This is a genomic window from Nocardia brevicatena NBRC 12119 (assembly GCF_000308495.1).
In the GTDB taxonomy this organism is placed as follows: Bacteria; Actinomycetota; Actinomycetes; order Mycobacteriales; family Mycobacteriaceae; genus Nocardia; species Nocardia brevicatena.
Genome location: NZ_BAFU01000023.1, coordinates 110,252 through 120,768 on the forward strand (window position 1 = coordinate 110,252; position 10,517 = coordinate 120,768).

Consider the following 10,517-nt stretch of genomic DNA (forward strand, 5'->3'; position numbering starts at 1 on the left):
CCCGAGCGGGAACGCCGCGCAGCTGCTGACGAACTTCGAGCCGACCTGAGTCGACCCACACTGATCGTCAATGTCCGATCGAACCGCGGGAGCGTACAGGCCCCGCGGCCCGAACACGGGAGAGAACGCTGAGCGTCACCACCTTGGCCGCGGAATTCCACGCGCCATCGCTAACCGACTTCTTCCCTCCGGCGGTGCTGTTCGAGGGGACACCGTTCGAACTCGATCGTCTGATGTTGATCCGCATCCTCATGACGGCGGTGTTGGCCGGTGTCATGTTCCTGGCATTCCGCACCCCGCGTATCGTGCCGCGCGGCCTGCAGAATGCCGCCGAGATGGGTCTCGTCTTCGTCAAGGAGCAGATCTGCGAAGAGGTTCTCGGCAAGGAAACCGGGCGCAGGTTCTTCCCGCTCATCGCGACGATCTTCTTCACCGTCCTCTTCCTCAATTTCACCGGCGTGATCCCGTTCCTGAATATCTCGTCGAATGCCCGCATCGGTATGCCGCTGGTGCTGGCAGTGCTGGCCTATATCGCGTTCAACTACGTGGGTATCAAGAAGTACGGCTTCGTCAAGTACATGCGCAGCAGCATCGTGGTTCCGAATGTTCCGGCCGCCATGCACGTGCTGCTGATTCCGATCGAGTTCATCTCGACCTTCCTGCTGCGCCCGTTCACGCTGACCGTCCGACTCATGGCCAATATGCTGGCCGGTCACATCATGCTGGTGCTGTTCTTCAGCGCGACGCAGTTCTTCCTTTTCGACGCCGACGCCGCGTGGATGAAGGGGTTCTCGCCGTTCTCGCTGCTGGGCGGTTTCGCCTTCACGCTGTTCGAGCTGCTGGTGATCTTCCTGCAGGCGTATGTGTTCGCCCTGCTGACCGCCGTCTACATCGGTCTCGCCGAACACGCAGACTCACACTGACCTGACCGCAACAACCGCACAGAAGACCTGCTACACCACGCCGACCGGCGGGTGAGCAAAAGAAAGGGAATGGAAGACTCATGAGCCTCTCGTACTTGGCCCAGGAAGCTGCCAACGAGTCGACGCTGAAAGGCCTCGGCGCCGTCGGCTACGGTCTGGCAGCCATCGGTCCGGGCATCGGCGTCGGTATCGTCGTCGGTAAGGCGATCGAGGGTATTGCCCGGCAGCCCGAACTCGCCGGTCAGATCCGTACCAACATGTTCCTCGGTATCGCGTTCACCGAAGCGCTTGCCCTGATCGGCCTCGTCGCCGGCTTCATCTTCTGATTCCGATGATCGAATTCACTCTGCTCGCAGCCGAAGAAGGAGAGGATGTGAATCCTCTTCTGCCCGCGACGTACGACATCGTCTGGTCGGCGGTGTGTGTGGCGATTATCGCCGTTATTTTCTACAAGTACGTGATTCCGCGCCTGTCCAAGGTGCTGGACGAGCGTTCGGACAAGATCGAGGGGGGAATCCAGCGGGCCGAGGCCGCGCAGGAAGAAGCCCAGCAGACTCTGCAGCAGTACCAGCAGCAGCTGGCCGAAGCGCGACTCGAGGCGGCGAAGATCCGCGAGGACGCTCGTGCCCAGGGGCAGCAGATTCTCGCGCAGATGCGCGCCGAAGCCCAGGCGGAAAGCGACCGCATCGTCGCGGCCGGGCACACCCAGCTGGAAGCCCAGCGCCAGCAGATCCTCACCGAACTGCGGGCCGATGTGGGCCGCACCGCCGTGGATCTGGCCGAGAAGATCATCGGCCGGTCGGTGTCGGACGAGGCCAAGCAGGCGGCGACGATCGAGCGATTCCTCGACGAGATCGACAAGTCGAATGCCGGCATCGGGGTCGGAAGGTAACGACGGAGGCGTGAGAACCATGTACGCAGCGAGCCGCGAGGCCAGTTCCCGGTCCCGGGAGGCGCTGACATCCGCGCTGAGCGGAAGCAACGGTGTCGCGGTCACCACGGGGTCCGAACTGTTCGCCGTTGTCTCCGTGCTCGACGACCAGCGTTCGCTGCGTGTGGCGCTCGCGGACGTGTCGGTGCCCGGCTCGGTGCGCGCCGAGCTGAGCGAGCGAGTCTTCGGCGGCAAGGTCAGCGCCGCCACCCAGGCGGTGCTGACCACTGCGGTCGCCCAGGACTGGTCGCGCCCCGCCGATCTGGTCGATACCCTGGTCTTGCTGGGGCAGCAGGCCCTGTTGGAGTCGGCCGCCGAACGAGGCCGCCTGGACGCGGTCGAGGACGAACTGTTCCGACTCGGCCGGATTATCGCCGACAACCCCGACCTGGAGCAGGCGCTGTCCGACCGCGGCAAACCCGCCGCGGCCAAACGCGAACTGTTGTCCCGGCTGCTTTCGGGTAAGACCGAGGACATCACCCAGACCCTGGCCGAGCAGGTGGTGACCCGGAACCGGGCCGGGATCGGTACGGCCTTCGATGAACTGTCCGACCTGGCCGCGGCCCGGCGACACCAGGTCGTCGCGCATGTGCGCTCGGCGATCACGCTGTCCGACCAGCAGCGGGAACGGCTCGCCAGTTCGCTGCAGCGCATCTACGGCCAAGCCGTCACGGTGCACGTCGAGGTCGATCCCGGTCTGCTGAGCGGGCTCGTCGTGCGCATCGGCGACGATGTGATCGACGGCAGCGCCACCGGCCGACTGGAACGGCTGCGCCGCGAACTGAGCTAGCGGTTCGCCGCCGGCCGGCCCATCCCACCCCCGACATTCCAGACCAGACACCGAGAGCAGGAAGAACATGGCGGAGCTGACGATCTCCTCCGACGAGATCCGTAGCGCGATCGCAAGCTACACCCAGAGCTACACCCCGGAAACCTCCATCGAGGAAGTCGGTGTCGTCACCGATACCAGTGACGGCATCGCGCACGTCAGTGGCCTGCCTTCGGCCATGGCCAACGAGCTGCTCGAATTCCCGGGCGGTGTGCTCGGCGTAGCGCTGAACCTCGAGGACCGTGAGATCGGTGCCGTGATCCTCGGCGAATTCGCCGAGATCGAGGAGGGCCAGCAGGTCCGCCGCACCGGCGACGTGCTCTCGGTTCCGGTCGGCGACAAGTTCCTCGGCCGCGTCGTGAACCCGCTCGGTCAGCCGATCGACGGCCTGGGCGAGATCGATGCCGAAGAGCGTCGCGTCCTCGAACTGCAGGCCGCGACCGTGCTGGAGCGCCAGCCTGTCGAGGAGCCGATGGCGACGGGTATCACCGCCATCGACGCGTTGACCGCCATCGGCCGCGGCCAGCGCCAGTTGGTCATCGGCGACCGCAAGACCGGTAAGACCGCGGTCTGCATCGACGCGATCCTGAACCAGAAGGCGAACTGGGAGTCCGGCGACCCCACGAAGCAGATGCGCTGCATCTACGTCGCCATCGGTCAGAAGGGTTCCACCATCGCGGGCGTGAAGACCGCGCTGGAGGAGCACGGCGCGATGGAGTACACCACCATCGTCGCGGCCCCGGCCTCCGACTCCGCCGGCTTCAAGTGGCTGGCTCCCTACACCGGTTCGGCCATCGGCCAGCACTGGATGTACCAGGGCAAGCACGTGCTGATCGTATTCGACGACCTCACCAAGCAGGCCGAGGCCTACCGCGCGATCTCGCTGCTGCTGCGCCGCCCGCCGGGCCGCGAGGCCTACCCGGGTGACGTCTTCTACCTGCACTCGCGGTTGCTGGAGCGCTGCGCGAAGCTGTCCGACGAAATGGGTGGCGGTTCGATGACCGGTCTGCCGATCATCGAGACCAAGGCCAACGACATCTCGGCGTTCATCCCCACCAACGTCATCTCCATCACCGACGGTCAGGTCTTTCTCGAGTCCGATCTGTTCAACAAGGGTGTCCGTCCGGCGATCAACGTCGGTACCTCGGTCTCCCGCGTCGGTGGCGCCGCCCAGACCAAGGGCATGAAGAAGGTCGCCGGTTCGCTGCGTCTGGAAATGGCGCAGTACCGCGAGCTGGAGGCGTTCTCCGCGTTCGCCTCCGACCTGGACGCCGCCTCGCTGGCCCAGCTCGAGCGCGGCGCCCGCTGGGTCGAGCTGCTCAAGCAGGAGCAGTACTCCCCGATTCCGGTCGAGGACCAGATCGTGTCCATCTTCCTGGTCGACAACGGCTACTACGACTCGGTGCCGGTCGCCGATATCCGCCGCTTCAACCGGGAGCTGATCGAAGACCTGCACCGCACCGCGGCCGAGGCCTTCGCGTCCATCGGGGGCGGCAAGGTGCTCGAGGGTGAGGCGGCCGAGCAGATCAAGGCGGCCACCCAGCAGTTCAAGGAAGGCTTCCTGGCCTCCGACGGCAGCCGGGTGGTGGAAGAGCCGGCCGGTGAGTTGGATCACGAAGAGGTCGAGTCGCTGTCGGTCACCCGCAAGCACGTCGAGAAGTAATCGGCGGTCCGTGATGAGTCATACAATCCTCGGCGGGAGCGAAAGGCGAGCGCACGGCCGTGCGCCGGCGTGCGCTCGCCGTCGATTCACCCCAGCTCCCCGCTCATGCGGGGATGAGCCAGGAGTGTGAACCGCTGATGGCAAGCTTGCGTGAATTGCGCTCCCGTATTCGCGGTGTCAATTCGATCAAGAAGATCACCAAGGCCCAGGAACTGATCGCCACCTCGCGTATCACCAAGGCCCAGGCCCGGGTCGCCGCCGCGAAGCCGTACTCGGAGGAGATCACCAAGGTGGTCGCCGAGCTGGCGAGCGCGTCGAAGAATCTGGCGCATCCGTTGCTGACCGAGCGTCCGAATCCGCGGCGGGCGGCCGTGCTGGTCATCACCAGTGACAGCGGTATGTGCGGTGGTTACAACTCGAACGTGCTCAAGCGCGCCGAGGAGCTGATGACCACCCTGCGCGAAGAGGGCAAGGAGCCGGTGCTGTACGTCATGGGCAACAAGGGCCTGACGTACTACACCTTCCGCAACCGGACGCCGACGGCCTCGTGGACCGGGTTCTCACAGCAGCCGAAGTACTCGGATGCCCGGATGGCCTGCGACCACTTGGTGGCCAGTTTCATGGCGGGCTCCGAGGGCGAAGTACCGGCGCCGAACGGCACGGGAAATACCGCGGGCGTGGACGAACTGCACATCGTCTACACCCGGTTCGTGACCATGCTGACCCAGACCCCGGAGGTGCGCCGGATGGCGCCGATCCAGGTGAGCTACGTCGAGGAGGCGTTCGACATGGGTGCGGACATGATGACCGATTCACCCACCGCCGTGGCGCAGGCGCAGTACGAATTCGAGCCCGACGCCGATGTGCTGTTGGCAGCGCTGCTGCCCAAGTACGTCAGTACGCGTATCTACGCGTCGTTGCTCGAGGCAGCGGCATCCGAGTCCGCGGCTCGGCGCACCGCAATGAAGGCGGCCACCGATAACGCCACCGAACTGGCGAGCACGCTGTCCCGTCAGGCGAACTCGGTGCGCCAGGCCAACATCACGCAGGAAATCAGCGAAATCGTCGGCGGCGTGAACGCCCTGGCGGCGAGCTTGGATCGCGACTAGACCCCCAGGAAGAGAACCAACCAATGACCGCAGCTGTCACCCAAGACCACTCGAGCCGGACCGGCGCGGCCGTGGGCCGCGTGGTCCGGGTCATCGGCCCCGTCGTGGACGTCGAGTTCCCCCGGGGTTCGATCCCAGATCTGTTCAACGCGCTGCACGCCGAGATCACCCTCGCGGCGGTGGCCAAGATCCTGACCCTCGAGGTCGCTCAGCACCTCGGCGACAACATCGTGCGCACCATCTCGATGCAGCCGACCGACGGGCTGGTCCGCGGCGCCGAGGTCACCGATACCGGCAAGCCGATCTCGGTGCCGGTCGGTGACGTGGTGAAGGGCCATGTGTTCAACGCGCTGGGCGACTGCCTGGACGCGCCGGGCACCGGCCGCGACGGCGAACAGTGGGGTATCCACCGCAAGCCGCCGAGCTTCGACCAGCTCGAGGGTAAGACCGAAATCCTGGAGACGGGCATCAAGGTCATCGACCTGCTGACCCCGTACGTGAAGGGCGGCAAGATCGGTCTGTTCGGTGGTGCCGGTGTCGGCAAGACCGTGCTGATCCAGGAGATGATCACCCGTATCGCGCGGGAATTCTCCGGCACCTCGGTGTTCGCCGGCGTCGGCGAGCGCACCCGTGAGGGCACCGACCTCCGCATCGAGATGGAAGAGATGGGCGTCCTTCAGGACACCGCCCTCGTCTTCGGCCAGATGGACGAGCCGCCGGGCACCCGTATGCGCGTCGCGCTGTCGGCCCTGACCATGGCCGAGTACTTCCGCGACGTGCAGCACCAGGACGTGCTGCTGTTCATCGACAACATCTTCCGGTTCACCCAGGCCGGTTCCGAGGTGTCGACCCTGCTGGGTCGGATGCCCTCGGCCGTCGGTTACCAGCCGACCCTGGCCGACGAGATGGGTGAGCTGCAGGAGCGCATCACCTCGACCCGGGGTAAGTCGATCACCTCGCTGCAGGCCATCTACGTGCCCGCGGACGACTACACCGACCCCGCCCCGGCGACCACCTTCGCCCACCTGGACGCCACGACCGAGCTCTCCCGCCCGATCTCGCAGAAGGGTATCTATCCCGCCGTCGACCCGCTGACCTCGACCTCCCGCATCCTGGAGGCCTCGATCGTCGGTGACCGGCACTTCGCGGTGGCCAACGAGGTCAAGCGCATCCTGCAGAAGTACAAGGAACTGCAGGACATCATCGCGATCCTCGGTATGGACGAGCTCTCCGAAGAGGACAAGGTCCTCGTCGGCCGCGCCCGTCGCCTGGAGAAGTTCCTCGGCCAGAACTTCATCGTGGCCGAGAAGTTCACCGGTCAGCCGGGTTCGGTGGTTCCGCTGGAGCAGACCATCGACGACTTCGACCGGGTCTGCAAGGGCGAGTTCGACCACTTCCCGGAGCAGGCGTTCAATTCCTGCGGTGGTCTCGACGATGTCGAGAAGGCCGCGAAGAAGATCGCCGGAAAGTAGTCACCGATGGCGGATATGTCAGTTGATCTGGTCGCCGTCGAGCGGCGGCTGTGGTCCGGCCGGGCGAGTTTCGTCAGTGCCCAGACCACCGAGGGACAGATCGGCATCATGCCGGGTCACGAGCCGCTGCTCGGCCAACTGGTCGAGGGCGGAACGGTGACCATCGTCGACAACGAGGGGCAGCGGGTCGTCGCGGCGGTGCACGGCGGGTTCTTCTCCGTCACCGCCGACGCGGTACGGGTGCTGGCCGAGTCCGCCGAGTTCTCGACCGAGGTCGATATCGAGGCGGCTCGTCGCGTGCTCGCCGATTCCTCGGCCTCGGAAGAGGAACTGCGGGTGGCGCAGGGCCGCGTGCGCGCGGTGGAGCAGAGCGCTTCGGCCTAGCGCGCGTTCGTCGGCTGTCATCACAGGCGCCGATTCGACAGCCGGTACTCGACCGGCGGCGGGTTTGCCCCGCCGCCGGTCGAGTCGTCTCCGGGGAGAACGGCCACCCCGCAGCAGTGACACGGGTCGCCGTGCGAAACCGGCATTCGGTCGGTGGCGTTGACACGCCCCGGCCGTTTGTAAACTCGGGGCCATGATTGAATGACCGCGAGTACACCGAATGGATAATTCCGGTTCGGTTGGGTGAGTGAAGGGATGTGCGGCATTGCAGACCGGGATGGTTCTTCTGATCATTCTGGTGTTGCTGCTGGTCGGACTCGCCCTCGCCTCCACGTATCGCCTGGTCATGCTGCGGCGCGGCGGCACCGCCGCGATTCTGCGGGTCCTGCCCGCCCGTGGGGGTGAGCGCTGGCGGCACGGTCTGATCCGGTATGACGAGGACCGGCTGGTGTTCTTCAAGCTGACCAGCCTGAAACTCGGACCGGATTCGGTGATCCGCCGCCGCGGTATCGAGCTCGGGGACAAACGCGGTCCCCAGGGCGACGAATACGACATCATGACCGACGAGATCGTGGTGATCGCGGTATCCGACAACGAGGGCCGCTACGAGCTGGCGCTGGACCGCGGTTCGCTGGCGGCCTTCCTGTCCTGGGTGGAGTCCCGTCCATCCGACCGCGCGCGCCGACTACGCGACCGACCGGGCTCCGGAACCATCTGATCGAAGCCCCGGCATGAGCGGCCGGCGCCCGGAGGTGGTAGCGCAGCGCGACCACGTGGGGCACCCGCTCATACCGAATGGACACCGCACCGGAGCGCGGACACCGTTTATGGTTGTCGTGTGAGCGTGCACCTGACGCGGATCTACACCCGCACCGGAGACGACGGGACCACCGGTCTCAGCGATTTCTCCAGGGTCGCCAAAACCGACCCGCGCCTGGTCGCATATGCCGACTGCGACGAGGCCAATGCGGCCCTCGGCGTGGCCGTTGCGCTGGGCCTGCCGGAGGCCGAACTGCTCGTGGTGCTGCGAGGGGTGCAAAACGACCTGTTCGATGTGGGCGCGGACCTGTCCACCCCTGTCGTCGCCGAGCCGAAGTATCCACCGCTGCGGGTCACCGAGCCCTATATCGATCGCCTGGAAGCATGGTGTGACGAATTCAACGCCGAACTGGCACCGTTGAATTCGTTCATCCTGCCCGGCGGTACCCCACTGGCGGCCCTGCTGCACAGCGCGCGCACCGTTGTGCGACGGGCGGAGCGTTCGGCCTGGGCGGCCGTGGCCGCCTACCCCGATGACACCTCGGTCCTGCCCGCCAAATATCTCAACCGGTTATCGGATCTGTTGTTCATCCTCGCCCGGTATGCGAATCCGGGCGGGGATGTGCTGTGGCAGCCCGGGGGCGGTCGCTCCACCGACGAGACGACGGCCACCCCGGATTCCGAGACCTGATCGCGCCCATCCGACTGCGACGAAATCCGACCGAATTTCACCGGAACCATGGATACTGCGCCAGACGAACCCACGCTCCGACCCGGGGCGAAGGGTGTGGGCGGTGGCTCCGCGGCGGGCATCGTCGCAGGAACAGAGCGCACTATCCTGGCACTCACTGGTGTGCCGATAACGCGGAGAGGCGGCATGGAACGGTTTTTGGTAACAGGCGGCGACCGGCTGGTCGGTGAGGTCACGGTTGGCGGCGCCAAGAACAGTGTCCTCAAGCTGATGGCCGCTGCCCTGCTTGCCGAGGGCACCACCACCATCACGAACTGTCCCGACATCCTGGATGTGCCGCTGATGGCCGACGTGTTGCGCGGCCTGGGATGCGATGTGACGGTCGACGGTGCGGTGGTGACCATCGACACGCCCACCGAGCCCAAGTATCACGCGGATTTCGCCGCTGTCACCCAGTTCCGCGCCTCGGTCTGTGTGCTCGGTCCGCTCATGGCGCGCTGCCGACGCGCCGTGGTCGCGCTGCCCGGCGGCGATGCCATCGGCTCCCGCCCCCTGGACATGCACCAGGCCGGTCTGCGGCTGCTCGGCGCGACCAGCGAGATCGAGCACGGCTGCGTGGTCGCCCGCGCCGACGAGCTCCAGGGTGCCCGGATCCGGCTCGACTTCCCGTCGGTGGGCGCCACGGAGAACATCCTCATGGCCGCGGTCCTCGCCGACGGCGAAACGGTGATCGACAATGCCGCGCGGGAACCCGAGATCGTCGACCTGTGCACCATGCTCAACCAGATGGGTGCCCGGGTCAGCGGGGCCGGCACCTCGGTACTGACCATCCAGGGCGTGAAACGGCTCTCACCTACGACACACCGTGTGATCGGCGACCGGATCGTCGCCGCGACCTGGGGCATCGCCGCGGCCATGACCATGGGGGACGTGCGCGTCACCGGGGTCAATCCCAAACACCTGTCGCTGGTGTTGGACAAACTGCGCGCAGCGGGTGCGCGGATCTCCTTCGAACCGGAGGGGTTCCGGGTGGTCCAGCCGGAACGGCCGCGGGCGGTGAACTTCTCCACCCTGCCGTTCCCCGGGTTCCCCACCGACCTGCAGCCGATGGCGATCGGCCTGGCCGCCATCGCCGACGGAACCTCCATGATCACCGAGAACATCTTCGAGGCGCGGTTCCGTTTCGTGGAGGAGATGATCCGGTTGGGTGCCGACGCCCGCACCGACGGGCACCACGCGGTGGTGCGGGGTATCCCTCGGTTGTCCAGTGCGCCGGTCTGGTCGTCGGATATCCGCGCGGGCGCCGGTCTCGTCCTGGCGGGATTGGTCGCCGAGGGGACCACCGAGGTGCACGACGTTTTCCACATCGATCGGGGTTATCCGAACTTCGTCGAGAACCTGCAGGCGCTCGGTGCGCGGATCGAACGGGTCGGGGCGGCGGAATGAATGGATTCGTTTCGCCGCGCGGTGTGAACGGATAGCGAAAACGGCGCTTTGAAAATCGTTCCTGACCAGGCGATTTGACATCGCAAACAACTGCACGTAACTTATTCAACGTCAGAGCGACACGGACACCGACCCGGGGCCGAGGAGCCGAGCGGAAGCGCTCAGCGAAGGGCCAGGGAAACGAGGTAGGACGAGGAGCGCCTGACGATCACAATGGCTCGATCGAGTGTCCGGTTTGCAACCGGGTACATGAGTGGGCTAAGCTGGAAAAGTTGCTTCACCGATCAGCTGAGAATAATCGGCCAGATAG

The 10,517-nt window shown here is 65.8% G+C and carries 11 protein-coding genes; all 11 read left to right on the top strand.

What is annotated here, in order from left to right:
• Positions 1–143: 143 nt before the first annotated feature.
• The 11 genes from atpB (at position 144) to murA (ending at position 10,207) form a co-directional block, all read left to right on the top strand.
• Positions 144–923, top strand: a complete 780-nt coding sequence (gene atpB / locus ON20_RS05400; RefSeq protein WP_498043792.1) for a F0F1 ATP synthase subunit A — start codon at positions 144–146, stop codon at positions 921–923.
• Positions 924–1,003: 80 nt separating this feature from the next.
• Positions 1,004–1,249 carry an ATP synthase F0 subunit C gene (locus ON20_RS05405; protein WP_040833815.1) on the top strand — a complete coding sequence of 82 codons (246 nt, stop codon included), beginning with the start codon at positions 1,004–1,006 and terminating at the stop codon, positions 1,247–1,249.
• A 5-nt stretch (positions 1,250–1,254) separates the two neighbouring features.
• Entirely contained in the window at positions 1,255–1,815 is a 561-nt protein-coding gene (locus ON20_RS05410) for a F0F1 ATP synthase subunit B (protein WP_040833816.1), read from the top strand.
• 19 nt (positions 1,816–1,834) lie between these two features.
• Positions 1,835–2,644 carry a F0F1 ATP synthase subunit delta gene (locus ON20_RS05415; protein WP_040833817.1) on the top strand — a complete coding sequence of 270 codons (810 nt, stop codon included), beginning with the start codon at positions 1,835–1,837 and terminating at the stop codon, positions 2,642–2,644.
• Positions 2,645–2,711: 67 nt separating this feature from the next.
• Positions 2,712–4,346, top strand: a complete 1,635-nt coding sequence (gene atpA / locus ON20_RS05420) for a F0F1 ATP synthase subunit alpha (protein ID WP_040833818.1) — start codon at positions 2,712–2,714, stop codon at positions 4,344–4,346.
• Between the two features lie 137 nt (positions 4,347–4,483).
• Positions 4,484–5,455, top strand: a complete 972-nt coding sequence (locus ON20_RS05425; RefSeq protein WP_040833855.1) for a F0F1 ATP synthase subunit gamma — start codon at positions 4,484–4,486, stop codon at positions 5,453–5,455.
• 23 nt (positions 5,456–5,478) lie between these two features.
• On the top strand, positions 5,479–6,927 hold the full coding sequence (gene atpD, locus ON20_RS05430) for a F0F1 ATP synthase subunit beta (protein ID WP_040833819.1): 1,449 nt from the start codon (positions 5,479–5,481) through the stop codon (positions 6,925–6,927).
• Positions 6,928–6,933: 6 nt separating this feature from the next.
• On the top strand, positions 6,934–7,311 hold the full coding sequence (locus ON20_RS05435) for a F0F1 ATP synthase subunit epsilon (RefSeq protein WP_040833820.1): 378 nt from the start codon (positions 6,934–6,936) through the stop codon (positions 7,309–7,311).
• 277 nt (positions 7,312–7,588) lie between these two features.
• Complete coding sequence (locus ON20_RS05440) at positions 7,589–8,029, top strand: DUF2550 domain-containing protein (RefSeq protein WP_040833856.1); 441 nt, start codon at positions 7,589–7,591, stop codon at positions 8,027–8,029.
• Positions 8,030–8,149: 120 nt separating this feature from the next.
• On the top strand, positions 8,150–8,761 hold the full coding sequence (locus ON20_RS05445; protein ID WP_040833821.1) for a cob(I)yrinic acid a,c-diamide adenosyltransferase: 612 nt from the start codon (positions 8,150–8,152) through the stop codon (positions 8,759–8,761).
• A 186-nt stretch (positions 8,762–8,947) separates the two neighbouring features.
• Positions 8,948–10,207: a UDP-N-acetylglucosamine 1-carboxyvinyltransferase gene (murA, locus tag ON20_RS05450; protein WP_040833822.1), complete on the top strand. Its 1,260-nt coding sequence runs from the start codon at positions 8,948–8,950 to the stop codon at positions 10,205–10,207.
• Positions 10,208–10,517: the final 310 nt, after the last annotated feature.

Coding starts and splice junctions, on each gene's coding strand:
- ON20_RS05435 (WP_040833820.1), top strand. CDS start 6,934: ATGGCGGATATGTCAGTTGATCTGGTCGCCGTCGAGCGGCGGCTGTGG.
- ON20_RS05440 (WP_040833856.1), top strand. CDS start 7,589: ATGGTTCTTCTGATCATTCTGGTGTTGCTGCTGGTCGGACTCGCCCTC.
- ON20_RS05405 (WP_040833815.1), top strand. CDS start 1,004: ATGAGCCTCTCGTACTTGGCCCAGGAAGCTGCCAACGAGTCGACGCTG.
- murA (WP_040833822.1), top strand. CDS start 8,948: ATGGAACGGTTTTTGGTAACAGGCGGCGACCGGCTGGTCGGTGAGGTC.
- atpD (WP_040833819.1), top strand. CDS start 5,479: ATGACCGCAGCTGTCACCCAAGACCACTCGAGCCGGACCGGCGCGGCC.
- atpA (WP_040833818.1), top strand. CDS start 2,712: ATGGCGGAGCTGACGATCTCCTCCGACGAGATCCGTAGCGCGATCGCA.
- ON20_RS05410 (WP_040833816.1), top strand. CDS start 1,255: ATGATCGAATTCACTCTGCTCGCAGCCGAAGAAGGAGAGGATGTGAAT.
- ON20_RS05425 (WP_040833855.1), top strand. CDS start 4,484: ATGGCAAGCTTGCGTGAATTGCGCTCCCGTATTCGCGGTGTCAATTCG.
- ON20_RS05415 (WP_040833817.1), top strand. CDS start 1,835: ATGTACGCAGCGAGCCGCGAGGCCAGTTCCCGGTCCCGGGAGGCGCTG.